This window comes from Pacificitalea manganoxidans, from assembly GCF_002504165.1.
In the GTDB taxonomy this organism is placed as follows: domain Bacteria; phylum Pseudomonadota; class Alphaproteobacteria; order Rhodobacterales; family Rhodobacteraceae; genus Pacificitalea; species Pacificitalea manganoxidans.
In genome coordinates this window covers 827,230-853,089 of record NZ_CP021404.1, presented here as the reverse complement: position 1 = coordinate 853,089, position 25,860 = coordinate 827,230, and the positions used below count along the sequence as shown (strand labels likewise).

The window sequence follows — 25,860 nt, the reverse complement described above, 5'->3', positions numbered from 1 at the left end:
GTCTTGGGTTGGTCAGGTCGCGCAGGCGAGGCGGGCCCGCAAAGGCGCCACCACATCGGGATCCAATAAAACAAGGGCCGGTTGTGACCGACCCTGCTCCTTGACCCCCGTGCGCCTTGTAATCCTGCGCTTCGACAGCGGCTCTATAGTGGGAATTTCCGCAAATCGCAAGCCTTTCGCCGCCCCTCCGCGCGCGCCGCAGCCGTCACCTGACCGCCGATCCCCTGCCGATCCCCCGGCGCGTCAGCCCTGCCGGGTGCGGATGATCGCCAGCGCCTGCGCAATCGCCGTGTCGATATCCAGCGCACTGGTGTCGAGCCGCACGGCATCCTCGGCTGGTTTCAGCGGCGCGTCGGCCCGGTCCATGTCGCGGGCGTCGCGCTCGCGCACATCGGCCAGAACCTGGTCCGCCGTCACATCATGCCCCCCGGCCAGCAATTCCGCCAGCCGCCGCTGGGCCCGGATTTCCGCACTGGCGGTGACGAACAGCTTCACATCCGCATCGGGGCAGATCACCGTGCCGATATCGCGCCCGTCCAGAACCGCGCCGCCCTGCCGCCGGGCAAAAGCGCGCTGAAAATCGACGAGCGCTGCGCGCACTTCGGGCAGCGCCGCGACCCGGCTGGCCGCTTGGGCCACCTCCGGCGTGCGCAGCCCGTCGCGGGCCAGATCCTCGGCCACCAGCGCCTGTGCGGCGGCCAGCGGCTCCAACCCGTCCAGCACCCGCCGCCCCGTCGCGCGATAAAGCAATCCGGTATCCAGATGCGCATAGCCCAGCGCCGCCGCGACGGCTTTGGAAATCGTGCCCTTGCCGGCTGCGGCAGGTCCGTCGATGGCGATGGTGAACGGCATGGCAACCTCTGTCGTGATCTGGCCCCCGACCTAGCCCCCGCATCCCCGCAGGGCAAGCACCACCGCCGGGACAGCCCCCGATCCGCTCAGCCGCGCCCCGGCAATGTCCACAGCGCGCCCATGTCGAAATCGTAGCTTTCCGGCACGAACCGGTTCATGCCGCTGCCGCGATAGAGCGACAATTCGTTCAGCGCGAAATCCGTGCCATTGGTCAGGAAATCCACCCGGACATGATCGAACGGGGCGGAAATCTCCTCCGCCAGTTCCATCATCCGCGCCAGATGCGGCGGGGGCGGCGCGACCCGTGGCACATCCCCCTTGTTAAAGATCCCCAATGGCCCGCCATCGGGGGTGTAGCCCACCTGATAGGCCCCGTTGAACCGGTTGAATTCGGCCATCACATAGGCGGGCTTGCCGTGGAAACAGATAATCTTCACATCGTCGGCGGGGCTGCCATCGGCGCGGGGCACCAGCTCCTCCACCATGATCCGGCGCGGGATCGGCCAATAGGCCCATTCCTGCCGCAAGCTGCCATATTGCTTGAGCAGCCACAGCTGCGAAATCAGCCGGACCTCTTCCAGATCGAACGGCTTGCCCGGATAGCGGAACCGCAACATGCGCGAGGCGTGGTTTGGCTTGATGACCAGCCCGTCGGGCAGGCCGGTCAGATCCAGATCCGCAGGGCGGTCGGTGACCCGGTGCAACGGCACCAGCAGCGCCTCCGCCCGGGCCGCGCCCAGATGGTCCGTCAGCCACTGACGCATCCGGTATTTGTCGGCGACGACGGGATGCAGCGGGTTGCGATCATGGATCTTGCGCCACTGGATCTTGGCGTTGAAGCTCTGCGGATCGGTCAGGTCCAGCGGATAGCCGACCCGTGCCTCGAACTCCGCCCGCAGGCGGGGAAGCCCGCGCGCCCGGTCGATCCGGGCCCGCGCCCGGTCCCGCCAATCCAGAAACCGCGTCCGCGCGATCCGCCGCGCCGCGCTGTCAGGCCGCGTGCGCCCTGCGGCGCGCGTGGCTCCGGTCATGCCGTCTGTCACGTTACTCATCGCACTCGTCACCCCTTACCCCGGTCCGCGACATGCGGCCCGCCCGTTTCCCTGTCCCTTCGGTATCGCGCGCCCCGCGCCCTCGCCGCGCGCGCGCCCGCCCCCGTCACTGTTCCGCGTCACCGGCCCCCGTCAGCGGCCCGTGTCGGCCTGTGGCCTAGCCCGCGTCCCGCACCAGATCCGCGCCAAGCCCGCGCATCAGCGGCTCGAAAATCGGGAAAGACGTGGCAATCGGCCCGGCATCGTCGACGCTGACCGCCGCCTGCGCCGCCATCCCGCAGATCAGGAACGACATCGCGATCCGGTGATCCAGCCGCGCCGCACAGGTCGCGCCGCCCGGAACACCGCCCGCGCCACGGCCTTCGACGGTAAAGCTGTCCTCGGTTTCCGCCACCGTCACACCGCACAGCTCCAGCCCACGGGCCATCGCGTCGATACGGTCGCTTTCCTTGACTCGCAGCTCCTTGACGCCGCGCATCACCGTGGTGCCTTCGGCATTGGCCGCGACCACCGACAGGATCGGATATTCGTCGATCATCGAAGGCGCACGCTCAGGCGGCACCTCGATGCCGCGCATGTTGGGCGAGAACCGCGCCCGCAGATCGGCCACCGGCTCGCCGCCCTCTTCGCGCGGGTTCTCATAGGTCAGGTCCGCGCCCATTTCGATCAGCGTCTCGAACAGCCCGGCGCGGGTCGGGTTCAGCCCGATATTGGGCACCAGCACGTCCGAGCCTTCGCAGATCAGCGCCGCGCAGACCGGGAACGCGGCCGAGGACGGATCGCGCGGCACCGCAATCACCTGCGGGCGCAGTTCCGGCTGGCCGGTCAGCGTGATGACCCGACCCTCGGACGTGTCGTCGATCTGCACCTTGGCCCCGAACCCCGCCAGCATCCGCTCGCTATGGTCGCGGGTGGCTTCGGCCTCGATCACCACGGTTTCGCCCGGCGCGTTCAACCCCGCCAGCAGCACCGCCGATTTCACCTGCGCCGACGGCACCGGCACGGTGTAGCGCACCGGCACCGGATCGGCGGCACCAACCACCGTCATCGGCAGCCGCCCGCCCTGACGCCCATAGGCGCGGGTGCCAAACAGCGCCAGCGGATCGGTGACCCGTCCCATCGGACGGCCATTGAGCGACGCATCCCCGGTGAAGGTCGCGGTGATCGGGCTGGTGGCCATCGTCCCCATGATCAGTCGCACGCCGGTGCCGGAATTGCCGCAATCGATGACATTGCCCGGCTCGGCAAAGCCGCCGACACCGACGCCATGCACATGCCATGTACCGTCATCGTCGCGGCTGACTTCGGCGCCAAAGGCGCGCATGGCGCGCGCGGTGTCCAGCACGTCCTGACCTTCCAGCAGGCCGGTCACGCGGGTCTCGCCCACGGCCATCGCGCCAAGGATGATCGCGCGGTGGGAAATCGACTTATCGCCCGGCACTTCCGCCGTGCCAGTCAGGGACCGGCCCGCGCGGGCAGTCATCGGGATCGGGGCACCGTGGGCGGACATGGGCGAATTCCTCCGGGAACAGTCACGGGCGCGCGGCCGATGCGCGCCGGGTGTAGGGCAATGGTGTTGCGGGGGTTAGCGGATCGCGCGGCAGGGGTCCACTGCCCCCCGGCCCCGCCGGAGGCCACATGCGCCCCGGCGTGGCAGCAATGCCGCGCCGGGGCCGCAGGGATTGGGGCCGTTATTCGCCCGTCAGCGGCCAGATCAGCGGGATCAGCACCGCGCAAAGCAGCCCGATCGACAGGTTCAGCGGGACGCCCACGCGCAGGAAATCCGCAAACCGGTAGCCGCCCGGCCCATAGACCAGCATGTTGGTCTGGTAGCCGATGGGCGTCGAGAAGCTGGCCGAAGCCGCCACCATCACCGCGATCACCAAGGGGCGCGGATCATAGCCCAGCGCCTGCGCCAGCCCGATCGCTACCGGCGTCACCACCACCGCGACGGCGTTGTTCGACACCAGTTCGGTCAACAGCGACGTCATCAGGAACACCGCCCAAACGATCGCCACCGGCGGCAGTTCGACCAGCGCGGGCGACACCGCCTCCACGATCATTTCCACCGCGCCCGACGATTCCAGCGCCGCGCCGACGCCCAGCATGGCAAAGATCAGCGCCAACAAGCGCCCATCCACAAAGGAAAACGCCTCATCCGCGTCGATGCATCGACAGATCAGCACGATGGCCACCGCCATCACCGACAACAGGAAAATCGGTGCCACGCCCATCCCCGACAGGATTACCACGCCCGCCATCGCCGCCACCGCGACCCAGACCCGCGACCGGCGATAGGCCCGCGCCGAGGGGCGCGCCACATCGACCAGTTCCATATCCACGGCCAGCCGCTGAATATCTTCCGGCGCGCCTTCCAGCAGCAGGGTGTCGCCCACCCGCACCACCAGATCGTCCAGCTGCCGCCCGATATTCTGGTTCCGCCGATGCACCGCCAGCGGATAGACCCCGTAGCGCCGCCGCAGCCGCAGCGAGCCCAGCGAGCGCCCGACCATCCGCGCACCCGGCGAGATCAGCACCTCGACGGTTTCGGTCCGCACCGAACTCAGCTTGTCCACCGCCCGCAACTGCTTGTTTTCCTGTAGCGACAGCAGTTCCGACATCTCGGTGCGCAACACCACGCGGTCGCCCGCCTCCAACTCGACCGAGGCCATGTCGCGCCGCAGCGACGCATCGCCCCGCAGCACGTCGATCAGCCGCACGCCTTCGCGCTTGAACAGATCGACTTCGGTCACCGGTTGGCCGATCAACTCCGATCCCTCGGGCACGGCCACTTCGGTAAAGAACTTCATCTTGGATTTGTTGGACAGCAGCGTGGCCATGCTGTCGCGCTCCGGCAGCAGCTTCGGCGCGATCACCCGCAGATAGATCATGCCCCACGCGACGACAAAGATCGCCAGCGGCGTGACCTCGAAAATATGGAACGCCTCCAGCCCGTTGCGCCGCGCGACGCCGTCCACCAACAGGTTGGTCGAGGTGCCGATCAGCGTCAGCGTCCCGCCAAGGATCGCGGCATAGCTGAGCGGCATCAACAGCTTTGACGCAGGCAGGTTCAGCGTCCGCGCCAACTGCACGAAAATCGGGATCATCACCACCACGACCGGCGTGTTCGACACGAACGCGGACGCCAGCACCACAAACCCGATCATCGCCCCCACCGCGATCTTGGGCCGGGCGGCGGCGTTGCGGTCGGCAAAGCTGGTGAACCAGTCCAGCGCACCGGTGCGCACCAGCCCGCCCATCACCAGAAACATCGCGGCGATGGTCCACGGCGCCGGGTTCGACAGCACCTCCAGCGCGTTGTCATAGGGCAGCACCCCCGTGGCCAGCAGCACCGCCACCCCGGCGATGGCCACGACCTCGGTCGGAAAGATCTCCTTCACGAACAGAAGGAACATGACCGCGACGATACCCAGCGCGAAAAAGGCATCATAGGGCGGCTCGATGAGGAGGAAATTCATGGACGGTCCCGATCAGGAAATTCCAGCCATTCTTAGCGGCGCCTGCGAAGGACACAAGCGCTGCCGCAGCGCGGCACCCTCGCCGTGACGCAGGAAACCGACGCGCGATGATAGCGCCACCATCGTAAGGGCCCTAGCCCCGCGCGCGCCCCGCGTCCCGGCAGGCCACTGTCAGGGAAGTGCGCCGCGTCGCCCTGCATTGCCGATAACGGACCCCAGCGGACAGGCCTACAGTGCGCTGACATATGGAGTGATCGAAAGCCCCTACCCGCTCAAGCGCAACCGCCCGCGAACAAGGCGAAGCCGCGCGGGCGAGCGCCTGCCCGTCCCGGCGGGCTGGCGCTTTGCCACCCTCACGCTAACTTCCGAGCAGGGAGGGCCATGGCGACCATAAAGCGCACCGCCCCACCGCAGCAGCGCCATCCCACGGGCAGGCTCACGGTGCGCTACGGCTCAGACGCGCGGGGCAGCAACGACGCTCCCGCGACACACCCTTAGGGTCCAGCCTGCTCCAGCCGCCCGCCTTGGCGCACCTGCACCGCCCGCGTGGCGCGGCCCGTGCGGTCGTCGGTCTCGACATAAAGCCCGCACAGCGTCGCCTCGCCCAGCGCGGGCTGGAACCGGCCCTTCGGCATGCCGGTGACGAAGCGGCGCAGAGGCTCCTCCTTCTGCATGCCGATCACCGAATCATAATCGCCGCACATGCCCGCATCCGACTGAAACGCGCAGCCGCCCGGCAGGATCTGCGCGTCCGCGGTGGGCACATGGGTGTGGGTGCCGACGACGATGCTGGCGCGCCCGTCGCAGTAATGCCCCGCGGCCATCTTCTCGGATGTCGCCTCGCAATGGAAATCGATCAGGCTGGCCTGCACCATACCGCCGCGCGGGTAGCTTTTCAGCGCCAGTTCCAGCGCCGAAAACGGATCGGCAAAGGGCCGCTTCATGAACACCTGCCCCAGCGCCTGCGCCACGAGAACCTTGCGCCCGCCCGGCGCGTCATAGACCCGCGCGCCCCGCCCCGGCGCGTCCTTGGCGTAGTTCAGGGGCCGGATGATGCGCGGCTCGGTATTGGCGAATTGCAGCATGTCACGCTGATCGAAGGCATGATCGCCCAGCGTCAGCACATCCGTGCCCGCATCGAGAAGCCCCTTCGCATGTGCCGCCGAAAGCCCCACGCCCGAAGTCGCGTTCTCGCCGTTGACCACCACGAAATCGAGCTTCCAATCCCGGCGCAGCGCAGGCAAGCGCTCCGCCACCGCGTCCCGGCCAGCCCGGCCCATCACATCGCCCAGAAACAGTATCTTCATGGCTTATGCCCTAGGCCCGACGGGTTTCCGGTGCAAGTGCGATCCGTATGACCCGTACGGATGAGGCCGCACAACCGCCGCCCGCGAAGCGAGCGGGCGAGCGCCTACCCGCCCCAACGGGCTGGCTCAACGCGCATATGGGACATCGAGGATGCGGCACGCCCTTCGGAACTCAGCACACCCGCTCGCGGACAAGCCCGCAGGGCGCGAGAGCGAGCGCCTGCCCGTCCCGGCGGGCTGGCTCACGTCACGCACATAGAACACCGAAGATGCGGCACGTCCTCCGGACCTCAGCGCACCCGCTCTCGGACAAGCCCGCAGGGCGCGAGAGCGAGCGCCTGCCCGTCCCCACGGGCTGGCGCTGTGTCACCCCGCGCTGACCTCGGAACGGGGAGGAACCCGACCACCATAAAGCACACCCGCCCATCCGCAGCTGCGCCACCCCACGGGCAGGCTGCCGTCGCGCCCGGACTCAGCGCGGCAGGATCAGCCCCAGTTCGGTCACCACCCCGCCCACCGGGCGGTCGAAGGGGCCGACAGGCAGGTAGTCGACCTGCTGCCCGCTATAGGCCACGCCCAGCGTCGCGACATCGGGAAACGCAGCGGCGGTGCGGTCGTAATAGCCCCCGCCATAGCCCAAACGCTGGCCATCGGCGGTAAAGGCCAACAGCGGCTTCAGCATCAGATCGGGCACCACGACACGGCCATCCTCGTCACGCCCGCTCGCCCCGCCGGGGCGGGGGATATGGGCGCCGTAATGGCTTTCGTCGGTGGGGGCGCCCGGTGTCCACAGGCGGAATTCCAGCGGCTGTCCCTGCGCCACCGTGACCGGCAGCGCGATGCGGCGGCCCTGCTCGGCCAGCGCGGCAAGCGCCGGGCGCGGATCGATCTCGGATGCGATGGGCCAATATCCCGCCACGATGCCGCCTTTGGGCACCAAGGGCAGCACCGCCTCGCTCAGCGGGATGACCAGCTGACAGGCCGCACGCCGCCCCATTTCCCGCGCAATCGCCGCGCGCCGCACCTTGGCTTCGGCGCGGGCCTGTGCCTTGGCGGCGGTCAGCATATCGCCGGTCAGCACGCTCATAACAAAATCACGCTCGCCAGCCCGAGAAAGGCAAAGAAGCCCACCACATCCGTCACCGTGGTCACGAACGCGCCAGAGGCCAGCGCCGGGTCCACGCCCACCTTATCGAGCGCGACCGGCACCAAAATCCCGGCAAGCCCCGCGATCACGAGGTTCACCACCATCGCCAGCCCGATCACATAGCCCAGCTGCGGCGAGCTGAACCAGAACAGCCCGACAAGCCCCATGACCACGGCAAAGATCAGACCGTTGACCAGCCCCACCCCGGCCTCCCGCCGGACGACGCGCCAGACGTTCGAGCCGGTCAGGTCGCGGGTCGCGATGGCCCGCACCGCCACGGTCAGCGATTGCGTGCCCGCATTCCCGCCCATCGACGCGACGATCGGCATCAGAACCGCCAGCGCGACGATCTGGGTGATGACGCCCTCGAATTGCGCGATGACCAGCGATGCCATGATCGCGGTGACAAGGTTCACGGCCAGCCACGGCAGGCGCTGCCGCGTGGTGTCGATCACCCGGTCGGACAGAGAGCCTTCACCCACACCGGCCAGACGCAGGATGTCTTCCTCGGCTTCCTCATCCAGAACGGCCATCGCATCGTCGATGGTGATGACGCCCACCAGCCGTTCCTCGGCATCGATCACCGGCGCCGAGATCAGGTGATACTGGTTGAACGCATAGGCGACCTCGGCCTCCGGCTGCTCCACGCCGAAGGTGCGGAAACTGTCTTCGGTGATGTCGGCCAGCCGGGTGCTGCGCGGGCTAGACAACATCCGCCCCAACGCGACATAGCCAATGGGCCGCATCCGCGGATCGACCAGCATGATATGGTAGAATTGATCGGGCAGTTCATTGTCTGCGGCGCGCAGAAAATCGATGGTCTGGCCGACATCCCAATGTTCCGGCGCGCGCACCACCTCGCGCTGCATCAGACGACCGGCGGAATATTCCGGGAAGGCCAGCGCCTGTTCGATCTGCGCCCGGTCGATCGCCGGCAGCGCCCCCAGAATCAGCGCCTGCTGGGATTCTTCGAGGTCTTCGAGCAGGTCGACCACATCGTCCGAATCCAGATCGCGCACCGCGTCGGACAGAGTTTCCTGTGGCAGCGCAAGGATCACCTCCTCGCGCAGCCCCTCGCGCAGTTCCGACAAGATCTCCCCGTCGATCTCACTGCCCCAGACCTCAAGGAACACCCGGCGGTGCCGGTCGTCGAACTGCTCGATAAGGTCGGCGATGTCGGCGGGGTGGAGCGGGTCCAGCAGGACGGTCAGCGCCGCCGCATCTTCGGCGTCGATGGCGTCCAGAACCTCGCGCACGCGGCCCGCATCCAACTGCGGATCGAACTCCTCGCGCGGCTCTTCGGGGGGGATGCCGGGGGCGGGCGCGCCCGGGCCCGCAGCGGCGCTTTCCGCGGCGCGCGCGGTGTCGATGTCGGTGTCGTTCTGATCCGCCCGGTTCGCCATCTCAACCCCGCTTCGCTCGGTCACTTTTGCGCACCATAGGCGAGGGTCAGGGAGGCGCAACCGCTTGTGCACGCATTGCACGACCGCGTTTCGCACATATCGCGACAAGCTGTTTGATCCGCCCCCCGGCTTTGTGCGTAAACTGGACATGACAGGAGCAGCAACTCACGCCGCAACGGCACCGCGCAGGCATGGCACCCCCCCGCCCGGCCTGCCTTTGGCAATGAAAGGTCGCATGATCGGAGACGATCCCGACAAACGCCCCCCGCAGGACCGGCCACGCGACAGCGTGCCCGATAGCCCTCCCGCGTCTGGAACCCTTGCGGATACAAGCGCTTCGCCCAGCGCGGCCCCCTCCCCTGTCCCCGCCGCCGATCCGCAAATGGATGCCTATGCGCGCGCGCTGCGCCGGGTCGCGCTCCACCGGGATGAGGCCGCCTTTGCCGAACTGTTTCAATATTTCGCCCCCCGAATCCGGGCGTGGCTCATCAAAACCGGCTGCGCCGCCGCTCAGGCGGATGAGGTCATGCAGGACGCCATGACGCTCGTCTGGCGCAAGGCCCGGCTCTATGATCCCGCGCGGGCCGGGGCGGCGACATGGATTTTCACCATCGTCCGCAATCGCCATATCGACCTGATTCGCAAACAGCGCCGCCCGGAGCCCGAAGACCTGCCATGGGCCGCCAGCGAATCCCCCGACCCCGAAGCGACGGTCGCCGTGACGCAGGACAGCGCCGCCCTGCGCGCCGCCATCGCCCGCCTGCCCCAGCGCCAGCGCGACGTCATCGCGCGCGCGTATTTCGCGGATCTCTCCCATAGCGAAATCGCAGAGGTGATGAACCTGCCGCTCGGCACCATCAAATCCCGCATCCGGCTGGGGCTGGAGCGCCTGCGCCACGAGCTGAGTGCCCGACAATGACCGATCTGCCCCTCATTCGGCACCACATCCCCGATACCGTGCTTGCCGCCTATGCCGCAGGGTCGCTGGACGAGGCTTTCGCGCTGGTCGTCGCCTGCCATCTGTCGCTTTGCGATACCTGCCGCGCCACCGTCGCGGCGGTCGAGGCCACGGGCGGCGCGCTGCTCGAAGATACGACACCCGCCCCCCTGCCGCCCGGTGCGCTGGACGCCATGCTGGCCCGGCTGCGCGCCGAACCTGACGACGCGGTGGACGACATGCTCGAGGATCCCGCGCTAGCGGCCAAGCCCGCACCCATCGCCCTGCCCGCGTCGCCCACCGACACCGCCTTTCCCGCGCCGCTCGGCGCCTATGCTGCCGCCAGCGCTGAAACCGTCCGCTGGCGCAGTGTCGGCGGCGGCGTCCGACAGGCCGTTCTGCCCTGCGCGGGCCGGGCCAAGGCGCGGTTGCTCTACATCCCCGCCGGGACCGAAATGCCCGACCATTCCCATCGCGGCATGGAAATGACGATGGTTCTGCAAGGCGCGTTTTCGGACGAGGTCGACCGCTTCACATTCGGCGACGTGGAAATGGGCGACGAAGATCTGCACCACACCCCCGTGGCCGAAGCCGGACGCGATTGCATCTGCCTTGCCGCCACCGACGCGCCCTTGCGGTTCCGGGGTTGGCTGCCGCGTCTGGCCCAACCGTTCATCGGCATCTGATGCCCGATGCCGCCCTCGGCCCCCTCCGCCCCACGGATGACGACGCCCGCGCGCAGGCCCGTGACCTGATCGACACCGCCCGCTTCGCAGCACTTGGCGTGTTGTCGGACGGGGTGCCGATGGTCAGCCGCGTGGCGCTTGCGACCGATGCCTGCGGCACCCCGGTCAGCCTGATCTCCGACCTTGCTCTGCACACCGCCGCGCTGCGCGCCACACCCGCCTGCTCGCTCCTGCTGGGGGAGCCGGGCGCGAAGGGCGATCCCCTTACCCATCCGCGCCTGACGCTTCAGGCCCGCGCCGAATTCATCGCCCGCGACAGCGCAGACCATCCCCGCCTGCGCGCCCGCTACCTCGACCTGCGGCCGAAATCGGCGCTCTATCTCGACTTCGCGGATTTCAATTTCGTGCGTTTCGTCCCCGCGGCGGCGATGTTGAACGGCGGGTTCGGGCGGGCGTTTCACCTGACCCCCGCCGATCTGGCCCCACGGGGGTAACAGGCCCCGCCCCCTACCCAGCGCCCCCACCGGCCTAGTTTGGCGCGTCCACCCGCCCGGTGATATGCACCCGGCCATGCACCGGCTCCGGCCAGACGACCTCCACCGCGTCGCCATCGGTGCCCCGCTCGACCCGCACGAACGGATAGGCATAGACCCCGTCGCCCGCCGCATTGCGGATCTCGCCCTCCATCACGATATTCTCGACATTGCGCGCGCGCCCGTCGAACGGCAGGTAGCCGTCGAACGCCACCACCCATGTCTTGGCATCCGTGGCCTGATCCATCTGCACCGTCACGGGATTGACCGTCACCTGATCGATGGCGGTGAACAGGTTGCCCTCGAACCGCAGGTTGCGGCAGCGGCCCATATCCAGCGCGGCCAGCGTGTCATCGACCTTCTCCACGCGGTTGATCGATCCGTTCAGCGACTTGAACGTGTTGCCAGTGACGTTCAGCCCGTGGATGTAATGCCCCGCGCCATAGGGCTTCACCACCAGCCACGAAAACCACGGCGCCACGTCGATCGCGGTAAAGATATTCCCGACGATCGTCAGCCCGCCGAAACTGTATTCGTTGGAATGCTCCGGCGCGGCGTCATGCTCGTTGGTCCATTCGATGAACGAATTGTCGATATAGTTGCCGTTTATCAGCATCTTGACGTTGGTGTTGGTCAGCACCAGCCCGGCGGTGCGGATGCCATCGGGCTCGTGATCGTCCTGAAACCAATGGTTGCCCGCATAGATATGCCCCGCCCCGCCGGAGACCACGAAATGCCGGAACCGCACGGCGCGATTGTCGCGGATCTTGGTGTCGTTGGCATTGACGTTGATCGCGATGGTTTCGCGCGCGCTGACCGGCAGTTGCTGCTCGCGGCTCAGGAACTGACAGCGATCCACCAACATCCCCTGACAGCCCCGCCCGGTGGAGGTGATGCCCCGGTCCTTCATATTGCTGAAAAAGCAGTCCCGCACATGGAAGATCAACCCCGCAGGCGGCAGCATCACGGCAGAGCCAAGGCTGTTGCACTGAAATTCCAGATCCGCCAGCACCACGCGGCTCACATCGGAAAACCCCGAAAAATCGAGCGCATATTTGAACCGGCGGAAGGTGTAGTTCTGCGTGCCCACCGCGTCATGCAGCTCCGCCGACAGCTCCAGCGTCGCGGCGCCCACATTCTTGGAGGTGACATAGACCTCCCGCCCCACGCCCGCGCCGGTGACCAGCGCGCCGACCGGCACATTGGCGATATCGGCCACATTGCTCAGCCGCTTCGGGTCGGACGCCGAATAGCTCGCCTGCGAGGTCACTACCGTATCGGCCCATTCGGCGCTGTCCCGCAGGTAGAAGCTGCCATTGCGGATCACCCGCCGGATGGCGGAACTGTCGCGGGTGCCGACCACTGCATGCACGTCGATCGGGGCGGTCAGGTCCACATTGCGCCCGCCCATGTCCAGCGCGTCGTGATCGGCGAAATTGAACAGCGCCTGCAACGCGCGGCGGAACCCTTCGGTCTCATCGCCAAACGCATCGGCATAGGCGGGCAGGTTGAAATTGCGTGTCAGGGTCAGCCGCGCCGATGCGGGCATCTCGACCGTGCCGACAAACCGGGCGGGGCTGGCAAGGCTCACGTTGCTTTCCAGCCGGTAGCGCCCGGCCGAGATCAGAACCTCCCCTCCCTGCGCCTGCGCCGCCGCATCCGCCGCCGCAAAGGCCGCGCTGTCATCCGCAACCCCGTCGCCCACCGCGCCGTAATCGCGCACATCGACCGCGCCCAGCATTTGCGCCAGATACGCCACCGTCACGTCCTCGACCCGCAGGTCGTCGATCCGCACCACCCCGCCATCCGGCCCAGTCAGGTCCAGCCCGACATGGGCATAGGCAGGCGCGGTGCCCCAGACCATATCCACCCCGCCGCGCTGCCCGGAGCCGATGATCGCGGTGACCTCGACCACCTCGCCATATTGCGCCAGCGCCACGCTCGGCCCCGTCTCGACCAGCCCTGCCACATGGGTCAGGCTCGCATCCCCCGCCCATGCCGCGATCCGCACATTCGGCAGGTTGCCCGACATCGCCTTCACCCGCGCGGTGACGCGCAGATACATGCCGGGCCTGTAGGGTGTCTCGCCCATATAGCGGATCTGCTCGGTCGCGTTGAGCTTCACGATCTCCAGACAGCCTGCAAAATCCGCATCCGCCGGAACGAAGGCCGCCGTTGGCACCCCGTCCAACGTCGTCGATCCGGGTGTGCCATCGCCATTGGCCCACACCTCCAGCCCGTTGGCAAAGACAGGCGGCATCAGTGTCAGACCATCGGTAATCGCCATGTTCATCGCAGGATCCCCTTCCCCCGGCAGGCCCCGCGCCGGGCGACCTGCAAACCATCTGGGCCCCGAGGTCTCGCACCATCGGGGAATGCGCAGCAGACTGCACAGGGATCATGGAGATAAGTTTAGGGCACCGTGCGGTGGGGTGTTGCAGGGCCCGCCTGCCGGGCGCTGCGGGCGGGAATCAGACCGAAGGCGTCGGCGCTTCGAGCAGCTCCACCCCGTTGATTTTCCAGTCACCTTCGATTTGGATCATCTCATATTGCAGCGCGTGAAACCGGCCTGCGGCATCGGTGATGTAGACCGTCTGCACTTTCGTCGCGCCCCGTGGCTCGACCCCGCCGAATCGCACCTGCGCATTGTCCCAGACCATCGGGTAGCCTTCGGCGACCATGCCCGCGAACATCTCCGGCGTGGCAAACATGCCTTGGATCATCGGGGAGGCATGATCGAAGGCCCGCGTCGCATCCCGCGCCACGAACGCCTGCAACTGATCCGCGATCACCCCCTGCAACGCGGCGTCCTGCGCGGCGACAGGCGCGGCGATGACAACGGCCACAGCGGCCAAACCAAACGGGTAAAAGCGGCGATCCATGCGGGGTCCTCCTCAGGTCTTGCCTAAGATACGGGTCCACCGCGCAGATGGTTTCATTTTAGATCACAGCCACCGCCGGGACGGGCGCCGGGATGGCCGCTTAAACCGTCATATGCCGCGCGCGCGTGCCCCGCTCGATCGCGGCGGCGTGCAGACGCCCGATATCTAACTCATAGCGGATTTCTTCGAGAATCCGCGCCTCCGGCCCCTCGATCGCGCCATCGGCGGCGGCGACATCGCAGGCCAGCGCGTATGCCGTTTCGTTCAACTTCTCCGGCAAACGGTCCCGCATCAGCGCAAACAACTGGTCCAGCCCGTCTTCGGCCTCGAACAGGGTGAACACCAGATGCGAAATCTCCCCGATGCTTTCCTGATCGAAATCCCGGAACACCGGCAGGTGATTGACGATGCGCTGGATGGTCACCAACTCGGAGGTGCGCATATTCTCGTCAGAGGCCGAGACCGCGATCATCAGCGCGACAAGGCATTGCTGCGGGGTAAGCTCGGCGGTGTCGGTGATCACGGGAGGCAGTCCTTCGGGGCTGGGGGATCGCGGTTGGAACCATGTTTATTGACGCGGCAACGGTGCCGCAATAGGTAGCGAACCGGCCCGGCGCGACCAGACGCGCAGGCCCGATGTCCTGTCCCAAGATGCGAGAAAACCCATGACTGAGTTGCGCGATGCCGCGATGTCCTCCAAGGCCTGGCCCTTCGAAGAGGCGCGCCGCGTGCTCAAACGGGTTGAAAAGACGCCGCCTGAAAAGGGGTTCGTGCTGTTTCAGACCGGCTACGGCCCGTCGGGGCTGCCGCATATCGGCACCTTCGGAGAGGTCGCCCGCACCACGATGGTGCGCCGCGCGTTCGAGATGATCTCCGACATCCCGACCAAGCTGATCTGCTTTTCCGATGACATGGACGGCTTCCGCAAGGTGCCGACCAACCTGCCCAATCAGGATATGTTGGCCGAGGATCTGCACCTGCCTCTGACCCGCGTCCGCGATCCGTTCGGCACCCATGAGGGCTTCGCGCAGCATAACAACGCCCGGCTCTGCGCGTTCCTCGACAGCTATGGCTTCGAATACGAATTCGCCTCCGCCACCGATTACTACACCTCGGGCCGGTTCGATGAGATGCTGCTGACGGCGCTGGAGCGGTTCGACAAGATCATGGCGATCATGCTGCCGACACTGGGGGCGGAGCGTCAGGCGACCTATTCGCCGTTCCTGCCGGTCAGCCCCAAAACCGGCAAGGTGCTGCAAGTGCCGACGCTGGAACGCAATGTCGCTGCCGGCACGATCGTCTACGAAGAACCCGATGGCGAGCGCGTGGAAATCCCCGTCACCGGCGGCAACGTCAAAATGCAGTGGAAGCCGGACTGGGCCCTGCGCTGGGCCGCGCTTGGCGTCGATTACGAGATGTCCGGCAAGGATCTGATCGACAGCGTCACCCAATCCGCCAAGATCTGCCGCGCGCTGGGCCAGACCCCGCCGGAAAGCCTGTCTTACGAGTTGTTCAACGATGAGACCGGCCAGAAGATCTCCAAATCGAAGGGCAACGGCCTGTCGATGGAAGAATGGCTGACCTATGCCGCGCCCGAAAGCCTGCAATACTTCATGTATCAAAAGCCCAAAACTGCGAAGCGGCTCTATTTCGACGTGATCCCGAAGGCCGTGGACGAATACCACCAGCAGCTGCGCGCCTTCCCCGATCAGGACCAGAAAGCCCAGTTGGCGAACCCGGTGTTTCACATCCACGGCCATGACGTGCCGGACTCGAACATGGTCGTGCCGTTCGCGATGCTGCTGAACCTCGCCTCCGTCTCCGGGGCCGAGGATAAAGACACGCTTTGGGGCTTCATCCGCCGCTACGCCCCCGACGCCAGCCCAGAAACCCATTCCGATCTGGATGCGGCGGCAGGCTTTGCGGTGCGCTATTACGAAGACTTCGTGCGCCCCGAAAAGACCTACCGCGCGCCCACCGAACAGGAGCGCGCCGCGCTCACCGACCTGCGCGACCGGCTGGCCGTATGGGATGGCGGGCTGGACGCCGAAGACCTGCAAAGCATGGTGTTCGCCGTCGGCAAGGACCACGAATTCGAGCCGCTTCGCGCTTGGTTCACCGCGCTTTACGAGGTGCTTCTGGGCGCAAGCCAAGGCCCCCGTTTCGGCGGCTTCATCGCGCTTTACGGCGTGGATGAAACCGTGGCGCTCATTGACCGCGCCTTGGCCGGCGACTTGGCCTGACCCAACCGGCCCTGAGCGGCCACCGACGGCGCCCGCGCCATCCCGCACCGCTACGCGCCAGCCTGTCCCACAGGCTGGCGCTTTTGCTTTACCGTCTGCCATTTTCCACCGGCAGGGGAACCACAGCGTCCCATGCGGCGTTTGATTTCCGAAGCCGCGATTAGGAGTTTATCACATGGAATATGGTTTTTTCGGCCTTCTGGTCCTCGTGGCAGATATCTTTGCCATTTATAACGTGCTGTCCTCCAGCGCCTCGACCCTGTCGAAGATCGTCTGGACGATCGTCATTCTGGCGCTGCCGGTGCTGGGCTTTGTCGCTTGGCTCATCTTCGGGCCGCGCAGCCGTTCCGGCGCTCGGATCTAATCCGAAGCGACCGACCTCACGACCTCCAAGGTATCCACGCCTATGGTGTGGAGACGAGTATCAGGCCCGCCCTTGCCCGGCGGGCCTTTTTCATGCGCAAACCTTGGGGATCAGATCACCCCGGTTTCCGACCAGCGGCGCAGCAGCGTCATTTGCAGCCGCTTGGCCCGCCCGTTCCACGCCGCGCCGCCATCGGGGCGCTCGCGGTCCTCGCGGCTAAGCTGCGCGCGCAGATCCTGATCCGCCATCACCATCGCAAAGGCCAGTTCCCGCCCGTCGGCCATCGTCTGAAACCCGCAGAGCGCGGAGACGAAATTCAGCGTGCCGGTCTTGGCGCGGACCTGCGCGGGATGATTTTTGACGATGGTGTAATTGGCGTCCCGCATGGGCACGGATTTCAGAATGCCCCGGATTTCCGCCACCGGCCCCAGACGGGTCAGCGCCCGCACCATGTCGTTGGGGCTTATGCCGCTTTGCTCGCCCAAGCCGGAGTGATCGACGAACCGTGCATCACCCGTCTCGGCCATCGCCTGTAGCCATTCGGTCATGCGTCCGGCGCTGTCGGGCAGATCGCTGGGCCGCTCCCCGCGCGCGGCGGTCGCGGCCATGCCCACGGCCTCGGCGGTGATGTTGGTGGAATAGAGCAACATATCTTCGAGGATCACGCGCAGCGGCTGGCTCAGGCTTTCGGCCATCAGCACCATATCGCGCGGCAGGCTTTCGATCGTGACGGGTTCAGGCGTGGTGATCCCGTTGGAGCGCAAGAGCCCCCGGAACACATCGGCGCAATAGGCCTGCGGATTATGGACAGGTAGCCACCGGCTGCCCCCGGAGCCAAGCGCCTGCGCCGCCACGGTCCAGTCGTCGCGGGCTCCGGCCGCCTGATAGGTATAGATCGGCAGCGCGCGGTCCACGGCCTCGATCCGCGAGGTGCTGACAGCGGGGCGATAGCGCCCGGACCGCGCATCCATCGTCAGCTCATAGCCTGCATTCGCCCGGCGCCATTCAAAATGCACCCGGTTGAAATTGAGGTTCAGCCCGGACACCCCGGGGCTGTAGCCCACATGATCGGGCTGGCCGGGATCGATGGTGGGCACCTGCGGCAGCGCCGCGCCCCAGATCAGCAGACGGCCCGTAATTTCCACCAGCCCCTTGGCTTTCAGCGCCAGAACCAGATCACCCAGACGGTCGGTATCAAGCGTGGGATCGCCGGAGCCCGCAAGGATCAGATCGCCGTCCAGCCGCCCGTCCACCACCGGCGCGGTCGCCAGAACGCGGGTGCGGAACATGTAGCTCGGCCCCAGCCGATTGAGCGCATAAAGCGCGGTGATCGCCTTGGCGGTCGAGGCGGGCGGCAGGGGCATATCCCCGCCGGACTGCTCCAGCACCTCCCCCGTTTCGGCATCTGCCACGGTCACCGCGACCTTCCCGCTCAGCCCGGCTGCGGCGATCACATCGGCCAGCGGCGGCGGCGGGGGTGGCGGCGGCTTCGCGGCCTCCTCGGGCGGGAGCGCGGGACGCGGGCGCGGGGTCAGAGAGGTCAGCGGCGCATTGGCCATCGCGGGCGCTGCCGCACCGGCAAGCAGCCCACCCAGCAAGGCGCGGCGCGAGAGTCGATTAGGTCCGGTCATGCCGCGAAACTTGGCAAAATGCCCGCCCCCTCACAAGAGCGCTGTGGCCCAGATAACCGGAATGTCACCGACGCGTGGGCCAGCCAAGACCCGATACGGCGGGCCTTTGCGGGCCGAGGCGCGCCGGATCAGCCCCAGCCGCCGCTGGCCCGGATCGCGGTGGAGGAGATGTTGGACATGGGAATGTTGATGAAGCACCACGCGGGCGGCGCACAATGCGGCAGCTTGTGGCTTTCATAGGCCGGAACGCGCCAGCGCCCGTAGCGGTCGGCGGCCTTCGACATGCGGGCCGACAGCCGTTGACCGGGCCGCGCCATGACCCCCACGGGGACGTTTTCCATGATCCAATCCCAGCGTTCCCATTTCGGGAATTGCACCATGTTGTCGGCCCCCATCAGCCAGACGAACCGGGTCGCGGGGTAACGGGCGCGCAGTTTTTGCAGCGTCTCGGCGGTGTAGCGCGTGCCCATCTGCGCCTCGATATCGGTCACGTCGACACGGGGATGGGTCATGATCTCGCGGCTGGCCGCCAGCCGTTTGTCCATCGGGGCGGGGCCGTTCACCTTCAACGGGTTGCCGGGGGAGACCAGCCACCACAACCGATCCAGCCCGAAGCGTTTCATCGCTTCGAGACTGATATGCACATGCCCGGCATGAGGCGGATCGAACGATCCGCCCAGCAGCCCGATACTCTGGCCCGGCCGGATCAGGGGTGTGGTGTATCTCATTGCGCCGGGCTACCCGATCCGAACGGGGCGGAAAAGCCCAAAGCAGAACGCTGCGTCAGCAGGAGCGGCCCGGCGCGTCTTTCCGGTGTCAGGCGGACTTACGGTCCGCAGAAGCGGCAGAGGTGCTGCCAGAGGGCGTGGAAGCGGCGGTGCCGGGGGTGTCGGAAACCCCGGTGGCGTCCGCTGCATTGCGGCTGTTGGCGTCGAGGAATTCAAGCACCAAAGGCCGAATGTTGTTGCGCCACGAGCGCCCCGCGAAAATCCCGTAATGCCCCGCATCCGGTTCCAGATGGTTGGCCTTCTTGCTGTCAGGCAGGCCGGTCAGCAGGTCCAGCGCGGCGACGCATTGGCCGGGGGCGGAAATGTCATCCTTTGCGCCTTCGACCGTTTTGACCGCCACATCGGTGATTTTCGAGATATCGACCCGCTTGCCCGCAACCTCGAATTCGTTGCGCGCGATTTCGCGATTCTTGAACACACGTTCGACGGTCGAAAGGTAGAACTCCGCCGTCATGTCCATCACGGCCAGATATTCGTCGTAGAACTTGTTGTGGCGGTTGCTGTCGCCCGCCTCGCCCTTGGCCACGGCCATGATCTGATTGAAGAACGCATTGGCGTGGGTTTCCGCGTTCATCGCGATGAACGAGGTCAGCTGTTGCAGACCGGGATAGACCAGCCGCCCCGCCCCCGCATATTTGAAGCCGACACGCTGGATCACATATTGCTCCAGCTGGCCCATCGTGACGGAGGCGCCGAAATCGGTCACCTCGGTCGGGGCCGCGCCGGGATCGATCGGCCCGCCGATCAGCGTCAGCGTCGCGGGCTGGGCGCTGGGGTCTTCTTCCGCCAGATAGGCGGTGGCGGCCAGCGCCAGAGGCGCCGGTTGGCAAATCGCGATGACATGGATATCGGGGCCCAGATGGCGCATGAAATCCGTCAGATAGAGGGTGTAATCCTCGATATCGAACTTGCCCTCGGACACCGGAATGTCGCGGGCGTTGTGCCAATCGGTGACATAGACCTCGCAATCGGGCAGCAGCGACACGACGGTCGACCGCAGCAGCGTCGCGTAATGGCCCGACATGGGCGCGACCAGCAGGACACGGCGGCGTTTGCCTTCGCGGTTATGCACCTCGAAGCGCAGCAGGTCGCCAAAGGGTTTTTCCATCTCGGTGACGACTTTCACCAGATGATCGCGGCCATCGTCGCAGACGACGGAGCCGATATCCCAATCCGGCTTTGCCACCATGCGGGCAAAACTGCGTTCCGTGACCTCGCCCCAGGCGGCGGTCATCTGAATCAGCGGGTTCGCCGTCAGGCCGAACACGGGGTAGGAGTACATGGCCTTGGCGCTTGCACCCAGCCATTGATTGGTGACCCTGACAGTTTCCATCAGGTCGTAGGTCGCCATGTATTTCATCTGCTTCCCTCTCATGGGTCCGCACTCGAAATGAGGTCGGGGGTGTAATAGCCGCTTTGCCTCCCCAACCCGCAGGCGCTACCCTCTACGGAAACTAGGGGGGAATCCGCACGATGACAACTGACCAAAAAGTGCAGGGCCCGGACGGAACCGGCGGCAAGGGCACAGGCGGCAAGACCGGCACCGACGCGGCCAGCGCCGCTGAAACCGAATTGCTGGAAGAAAACCTGCGCAAGATCGACGCGCTGACCAAGCGCCTGATCGCGGCCTTTTCCCAGAAGCGTCAGATCGATCCGTCCCTACAGGGGCCGGGACAGGATCTGATGCTGAAAGCGTCGACCGCCTATATGACGGAATGGATGTCGAACCCCGCCAAGCTGCTGGAACATCAGATCAGCTACTGGGGCAAGACGCTGAAACACTATGTCGATGCGCAGCAGGCGATGATGCAGGCCCCGCTCAGCCCGCCGCAGGACCCGACCCCGACGGATAAGCGATTTTCGGACCCGCATTGGGCGACGCATCCCTATTTCAACTACCTCAAACAGCAATACATGCTGTCGAGCGAGGCGATGCGGCAGGCCGTCGCCGATGTCGAGGGGCTGAGCCCAAAGGACAAGCAGCGGCTAGAATTTTTCTCGCGGCAGATCATCGACATGATGAGCCCGACCAACTTCCTTGGCACCAATCCCGAAGCGCTGTCACGGGCCGTCGCCACCGAGGGGCAGAGCCTTGTCGACGGGCTGGAGAACCTTGTGCGGGATCTGGAGGCCAATAACGGCGATCTGGTGGTGACGCTTGCCGATCGCGGCGCGTTTCAGGTGGGCGGCAACATCGCCACCGCCGAGGGCAAGGTGGTCTATCGCAACCGACTGTTCGAGTTGATCCAATATGCGCCGACGACCGATCAGGTGCAGGCGACACCGCTCATCATCTTTCCGCCGTGGATCAACAAATTCTACATTCTGGACCTGAAGCCGCAGAATTCGTTAATCCGCTGGATCGTCGATCAGGGCTACACCCTGTTCGTGGTCAGCTGGGTCAATCCCGATGCGTCCTATGCCGATGTGGGTCTGAACGACTATATCGAAGAGGGCTACCTGACCGCCATCGACACGGTGAAACAGATCACCGGCGAGGATAAGGTCAACGCGGTCGGCTACTGCATCGCGGGCACCACCCTGTCGCTGACGCTCAGCCTGATGAAGAAGCGCGGCGACAAATCCGTGCGCTCCGCCACCTTCTTTACCACGCTGACCGATTTTTCCGATCAGGGCGAATTCGGGGTGTTTCTGGAGGATGACTTCGTCGACGGGATCGAGGCCGAGGCGCGCAAGCACGGCTATCTCGACAGTTTCTACATGTCGCGGACATTCAGCTATCTGCGGTCCAACGACCTTGTCTATCAGCCCGCGATCAAGAGCTACATGCTGGGCGAGGCGCCGCCCGCATTTGACCTGCTCTATTGGAACGGCGACAGCACCAATCTGGCCGGGCGCATGACGATCGAGTATCTGCGCTGGCTGTGTCAGGGAAACCGCTTTGCCGGGGAGGAGGGCGTCGAGATCTGCGGCGAGACCCTGCGCCTGCGCGACGTGGATCTGCCCTTGATGATGATCGCCTGCGAAACCGATCATATCGCCGCGTGGAAATCGTCCTTTGACGGGATGCGGGGCATGGGCTCGAAGCACAAAAGCTTTGTGCTGTCGCAGTCCGGTCATATCGCGGGAATCGTCAACCCGCCGAGCAAGCGCAAATACGGCCACTACACCAATGACGACGTTACCTTGGACGCCGAAACATGGCTGAAGGGCGCGGAATTCACCGAAGGAACATGGTGGATGCGCTGGGACTCCTGGCTCAAAAAGCGCTCCGGCGCCCGTGTCGCGGCCCGTGCCCCCGGGTCTGACGATTTCCCCCCGCTGGCGGATGCGCCGGGAAATTACGTTTTGCCAAAGGGTTGAGCGCGCCTATGGGGGCCAAGGGTGACCTAGGGGCAGATTTTTTTGCTGCAGTGCAGAAAAACTCTTGAAATGCCGCAGTGCAGAAAGTATCTATCGGTCAAGGCAGAACAGCGAACCGCTTACAAGTAAGGACCTTTGATATGGCTACCCCGAACGACATGACCAAGATGATGCAGGAAATGATGGCGTCCTTCCCGATGGACACCACCTCGCTGCAGGACGCATTCAAGACCTCCGCCCTGCTGGGTGAGAAGATGTCGAAAGTGGCTCTGGAAGCCGCTGAGAAATCCACCGAGATTTCCGCAAAATGGACCAAGGAAACCATCTCCAAGATGGGCGAAGTGGCCACCGTCAAGGAAGAGCCCACCGACTATTCCAAGGCCATGACCGATTTCGCCTCCTCGCAGGCCGAGATGGTTGCTGAAACCATGGCTGCCTTCGCCGAAGTCGCGAAGAAAGTGCAGATGGAAACCGTCGAGCTGATGCTCGCCGCTGGCAAGGACTTCTCCGAAGACACCACCGCGGCGATGAAGAAAGCCACCACCGACGCGACCAGCGCCGCCAAGAAAGCCTCCGCAGCCGCCAAGTAAGGCGCGGATGACGATTGCCTGACGGCGCCCGCGTCGCTCCTCCCGCGCGGGCCCTGCGTCAGACAAAGGGCGTTCGGCCCTCCTCCCGACGAACGCCCAAGGGGCAGACCATCCGGTCTGCCCCTTTTTGCTGCGCGGGGCATGCCGGGGGGCGGGGGTTGCGCACGCGGCGGTGTCCGCGGCGCGGATATGCCACCCGGTGAGCTAAGCGCATCCGCTCTCGGGCAAGGCCGGAAGCCGCGAGAGCGAGCGCCTGCCCGTTCCGGCGGGCTGGCTTGCATCAGGCCCGGTCTTCAGGCGCTGACGCAATCTTCGAACTAAGCGCATCCGCTCTCGGACAAGCCCGAAGGGCGCGAGAGCGAGCGCCTGCCCGTCCGAGCGGGCTGGCGCTTTGTTACCTCGGGCTGACCTTTGATCGAAGAGCGACTTGGCACCATAAAGCGCGCCGCTAATTTGGTGCAGCGCCATCCCCCGGGCAGGCTTACGTCAGGCCCAGTCTTTAGGCGCTGACGCAACCTTCGAACTAAGCGCCCCCGCCCGCGAACAAGCCCGCAGGGCACGCGGGCGAGCGCCTGCCCGTCCCTGCGGGCTGGCGCTTGGCCACCTTGCACTGACCTCGGAGCGGAGAGGCTCATGGGACCATAAAGCGCGCCGCTCATTTGGTGCAGCGCCATCCCACGGGCAGGCTTACGGTGCGCCCGGTCATTCCACCGCCGAACATATACCTGCCAAGCACCCCCGCCCGCAGAAACCACAGTGGTGAAGTCCCTGCAATTTACATGCCAAGGTAATGCTTTTCTTTCCCCCACGGCGGGACTACGGTTTCTGCACCGCAATACGGGAGGTCCAGTGTGGCAGAAAAATCCGGTCCCCTGCTGATCAAGCGCTATGCCAGTCGCAGGCTCTACAACACCGAGACCAGCGACTACGTCACGCTTGAGGATATCGCCCGGTTCATCCGTGAAGGCCGCGAAGTGCAGATCGTCGATCTGAAATCCGGCGACGACCTGACCCGGCAGTATCTGCTTCAGATCATCGCCGAGCACGAGAGCAAGGGCGAAAGCGTTCTGCCGCTCAACGTGCTGACCGATCTGGTGCGCAGCTACACGACGCAGGCGCAAAGCGTGGTGCCGCAGTTCCTCGCCATGAGCTTCGAGATGCTGCAGGACGGCCAGTCGAAGATGATGGAGAACATGGGCAAGATAAACCCGATGTCCTCGATGCCCGGTTTCGACGCGATGCAGCGCCAGCAGGAAGCGTTCGTGAAGGCGATGACCAGCGGCATGCCCACGGTGCCCGGCGTGCCGCCGATGCCCGGCATGGGCGGATGGTCCGGCCCCGCACGGGAGGAGGACGAGACCGCGCAGGGGGGCGAGGATCTTGAAACCATCAAGAAGCAACTGGCCGAGCTTCAGGCGCAACTGGCGCGTATGAACAAGTGATTCCGGCGCGGGGGGCTCAGGCCCCCTGCCCCGCACTGCCGCCACGCGCGCCCCGTGCCCCATGTTCTGTGCCCGAGGCACCCCGCGCCATGCCGCATCCGGCGTCAGACCCGTTCCGCGTCCATCGCCAGATCCGCCGCGCCGTCGCGCGGTGTCAGGCGCAGCAATGCCCGCATCCATGCCGCGCTGTCGTTGAAGGCCGCGGCGGCCACGGGGGCGATTGCGACCGCTTCGAGAAAACTATGCACCGTGCCGGGATAGACCCGCAGATCCGCCGACACTCCGTAGGCCTTGAGCGCCGTCGCCATGTCGAGGTTTTCGTCAAACAGCAGATCGTGATCGGCAACGATCAGCAGCGCGGGCGGCAACCCGGTCAGATCCGCGCCCAAGACCCGCACCCGGCGGTCGTTGATCTGCCCGGCATGGCGCAGGTAGGTCCACGTGAACCACTGCATCACATGGCTTGAAAGCGGCAGATCCCCGCCGCCGAACCGCAGGGTCGAGCCGCGCAGCGCGCATGGATCGTAAACGCCGTAATTCAGCACCATCCCGCGCAGGCGCGGCGTCCCGGCACCGCGCAACCCCAGCGCCACCGCGACGGTCAGGTTGGCCCCGGCGCTGTCGCCGCCCAGCAGCATCGCGGTCGGATCGATGCCCAGCGTCGGCGCCTGCGCGGCAAGCCACGCTACGGTGTCGGTGATCTCTTCGATGGCCTGCGGGAATTTCGCCTCGGGGGCGCGGGTGTAGTCGATGCCCGCGACCGCGATCCCGGTGCGGTGGGCATATTCGCGCATCACCCGGTCATGGGTGTCGATGTCAAACAGGGTCCAGCCGCCGCCCGGCAGGTAGATCAACACCGGCGCGGGGGCGCCCGTTTCGGTGGAGGCGCAGCCTTCGGGCTGATAAAGCCGCAGCCGCACCGGGCCGTGGCGGGTGGGCGCGTGGTATTCGGTCTGCCGGGCCATGCGCGGCCCGCCTTCTGCCCACGGCGCGCGCACGGCGGCGGCGATGCGCCGGGCCTCGGCCACGGGCACCCGGTCGCGGCGGGGATGGGCGGCGGCGTCAGCGGCCATGCGGCGCGTGAATTCGACGATCTCGGGCGTCAGCGTGGCGAAGGGATCGGCGATGCCCTCCTCGATCGGGGGCAGCGTGGCGCGCGCACCCGCAGTCCTGCCCACAGTCCCGGTCATAGTCCCGGCC

General features: G+C 66.0%; 22 protein-coding genes. 8 read left to right on the top strand and 14 right to left on the bottom strand.

Annotated elements, in window-relative coordinates:
- Positions 1–243: 243 nt before the first annotated feature.
- The 7 genes from CBW24_RS03930 to mgtE form a co-directional block, all read right to left on the bottom strand.
- On the bottom strand, positions 244–852 hold the full coding sequence (locus tag CBW24_RS03930; RefSeq protein WP_097372747.1) for a (d)CMP kinase: 609 nt from the start codon (positions 850–852) through the stop codon (positions 244–246).
- Between the two features lie 86 nt (positions 853–938).
- The gene (locus tag CBW24_RS03925; RefSeq protein WP_097372746.1) at positions 939–1,904 is read right to left on the bottom strand and encodes an ATP-grasp fold amidoligase family protein; all 966 of its coding nucleotides are present in this window, start codon (positions 1,902–1,904) and stop codon (positions 939–941) included.
- A gap of 157 nt (positions 1,905–2,061) precedes the next feature.
- Positions 2,062–3,414 carry a 3-phosphoshikimate 1-carboxyvinyltransferase gene (gene aroA / locus CBW24_RS03920; RefSeq protein ID WP_097372745.1) on the bottom strand — a complete coding sequence of 451 codons (1,353 nt, stop codon included), beginning with the start codon at positions 3,412–3,414 and terminating at the stop codon, positions 2,062–2,064.
- A 181-nt stretch (positions 3,415–3,595) separates the two neighbouring features.
- Complete coding sequence (locus CBW24_RS03915; RefSeq protein WP_097372744.1) at positions 3,596–5,383, bottom strand: SLC13 family permease; 1,788 nt, start codon at positions 5,381–5,383, stop codon at positions 3,596–3,598.
- Positions 5,384–5,877: 494 nt separating this feature from the next.
- The gene (locus CBW24_RS03910) at positions 5,878–6,690 is read right to left on the bottom strand and encodes a TIGR00282 family metallophosphoesterase (protein ID WP_097372743.1); all 813 of its coding nucleotides are present in this window, start codon (positions 6,688–6,690) and stop codon (positions 5,878–5,880) included.
- Between the two features lie 472 nt (positions 6,691–7,162).
- A complete protein-coding gene (locus tag CBW24_RS03905; protein ID WP_097372742.1) occupies positions 7,163–7,777 on the bottom strand; it encodes a 5-formyltetrahydrofolate cyclo-ligase in 615 nt (204 codons plus the stop codon).
- Positions 7,774–9,264 carry a magnesium transporter gene (gene mgtE / locus CBW24_RS03900; protein ID WP_232530094.1) on the bottom strand — a complete coding sequence of 497 codons (1,491 nt, stop codon included), beginning with the start codon at positions 9,262–9,264 and terminating at the stop codon, positions 7,774–7,776. The genes CBW24_RS03905 and mgtE overlap by 4 nt, the downstream gene beginning before the upstream one ends.
- A 358-nt stretch (positions 9,265–9,622) precedes the next feature.
- Between mgtE and CBW24_RS03895 the strand changes: the two genes are divergently transcribed.
- Genes CBW24_RS03895 through CBW24_RS03885 form a run of 3 tightly spaced genes read left to right on the top strand, consistent with a single transcriptional unit; the run spans position 9,623 to position 11,357 of the window.
- Positions 9,623–10,159: a sigma-70 family RNA polymerase sigma factor gene (locus CBW24_RS03895; RefSeq protein ID WP_088663473.1), complete on the top strand. Its 537-nt coding sequence runs from the start codon at positions 9,623–9,625 to the stop codon at positions 10,157–10,159.
- Entirely contained in the window at positions 10,156–10,863 is a 708-nt protein-coding gene (locus tag CBW24_RS03890) for a ChrR family anti-sigma-E factor (protein WP_097372740.1), read from the top strand. The genes CBW24_RS03895 and CBW24_RS03890 overlap by 4 nt, the downstream gene beginning before the upstream one ends.
- On the top strand, positions 10,863–11,357 hold the full coding sequence (locus tag CBW24_RS03885) for a HugZ family pyridoxamine 5'-phosphate oxidase (protein ID WP_097372739.1): 495 nt from the start codon (positions 10,863–10,865) through the stop codon (positions 11,355–11,357). The genes CBW24_RS03890 and CBW24_RS03885 overlap by 1 nt, the downstream gene beginning before the upstream one ends.
- A 34-nt stretch (positions 11,358–11,391) precedes the next feature.
- Here CBW24_RS03885 and CBW24_RS03880 read toward each other — a convergent pair whose 3' ends face one another.
- From CBW24_RS03880 to CBW24_RS03870, 3 genes are all read right to left on the bottom strand, one after another.
- Entirely contained in the window at positions 11,392–13,689 is a 2,298-nt protein-coding gene (locus CBW24_RS03880; protein WP_097372738.1) for a glycosyl hydrolase family 28-related protein, read from the bottom strand.
- A gap of 178 nt (positions 13,690–13,867) precedes the next feature.
- Positions 13,868–14,278, bottom strand: a complete 411-nt coding sequence (locus CBW24_RS03875; protein ID WP_088663336.1) for a DUF4864 domain-containing protein — start codon at positions 14,276–14,278, stop codon at positions 13,868–13,870.
- Positions 14,279–14,378: 100 nt separating this feature from the next.
- Positions 14,379–14,798: a tellurite resistance TerB family protein gene (locus tag CBW24_RS03870; protein WP_097374115.1), complete on the bottom strand. Its 420-nt coding sequence runs from the start codon at positions 14,796–14,798 to the stop codon at positions 14,379–14,381.
- Positions 14,799–14,943: 145 nt separating this feature from the next.
- Here CBW24_RS03870 and CBW24_RS03865 point away from each other — a divergent pair, with 145 nt between their 5' ends.
- Both CBW24_RS03865 and CBW24_RS03860 read left to right on the top strand, forming a co-directional pair.
- The gene (locus CBW24_RS03865) at positions 14,944–16,521 is read left to right on the top strand and encodes a lysine--tRNA ligase (RefSeq protein ID WP_097372737.1); all 1,578 of its coding nucleotides are present in this window, start codon (positions 14,944–14,946) and stop codon (positions 16,519–16,521) included.
- Positions 16,522–16,696: 175 nt separating this feature from the next.
- Complete coding sequence (locus tag CBW24_RS03860; protein WP_088663339.1) at positions 16,697–16,885, top strand: PLDc N-terminal domain-containing protein; 189 nt, start codon at positions 16,697–16,699, stop codon at positions 16,883–16,885.
- A 110-nt stretch (positions 16,886–16,995) separates the two neighbouring features.
- Here the strand turns inward: CBW24_RS03860 and dacB are convergent, their stop codons facing one another.
- The 3 genes from dacB to phaZ all read right to left on the bottom strand — a co-directional run bounded on the left by dacB (position 16,996) and on the right by phaZ (position 20,664).
- The gene (gene dacB, locus CBW24_RS03855) at positions 16,996–18,516 is read right to left on the bottom strand and encodes a D-alanyl-D-alanine carboxypeptidase/D-alanyl-D-alanine endopeptidase (RefSeq protein ID WP_097372736.1); all 1,521 of its coding nucleotides are present in this window, start codon (positions 18,514–18,516) and stop codon (positions 16,996–16,998) included.
- Positions 18,517–18,644: 128 nt separating this feature from the next.
- Positions 18,645–19,244 (bottom strand): nicotinate-nucleotide adenylyltransferase, encoded by a 600-nt coding sequence (locus CBW24_RS03850; protein WP_088663341.1) that lies wholly within the window; start codon positions 19,242–19,244, stop codon positions 18,645–18,647.
- Positions 19,245–19,332: 88 nt separating this feature from the next.
- A complete protein-coding gene (gene phaZ, locus CBW24_RS03845) occupies positions 19,333–20,664 on the bottom strand; it encodes a polyhydroxyalkanoate depolymerase (protein ID WP_097372735.1) in 1,332 nt (443 codons plus the stop codon).
- A gap of 113 nt (positions 20,665–20,777) precedes the next feature.
- Here phaZ and CBW24_RS03840 point away from each other — a divergent pair, with 113 nt between their 5' ends.
- From CBW24_RS03840 to phaR, 3 genes are all read left to right on the top strand, one after another.
- A complete protein-coding gene (locus tag CBW24_RS03840; RefSeq protein ID WP_097372734.1) occupies positions 20,778–22,628 on the top strand; it encodes a PHA/PHB synthase family protein in 1,851 nt (616 codons plus the stop codon).
- Between the two features lie 140 nt (positions 22,629–22,768).
- Complete coding sequence (locus CBW24_RS03835) at positions 22,769–23,218, top strand: Phasin (RefSeq protein ID WP_088663344.1); 450 nt, start codon at positions 22,769–22,771, stop codon at positions 23,216–23,218.
- A gap of 851 nt (positions 23,219–24,069) precedes the next feature.
- On the top strand, positions 24,070–24,660 hold the full coding sequence (gene phaR / locus CBW24_RS03830) for a polyhydroxyalkanoate synthesis repressor PhaR (protein ID WP_088663346.1): 591 nt from the start codon (positions 24,070–24,072) through the stop codon (positions 24,658–24,660).
- A gap of 104 nt (positions 24,661–24,764) precedes the next feature.
- Here the strand turns inward: phaR and CBW24_RS03825 are convergent, their stop codons facing one another.
- A complete protein-coding gene (locus CBW24_RS03825) occupies positions 24,765–25,850 on the bottom strand; it encodes an alpha/beta hydrolase fold domain-containing protein (protein WP_097372733.1) in 1,086 nt (361 codons plus the stop codon).
- Positions 25,851–25,860 lie beyond the last annotated feature (10 nt).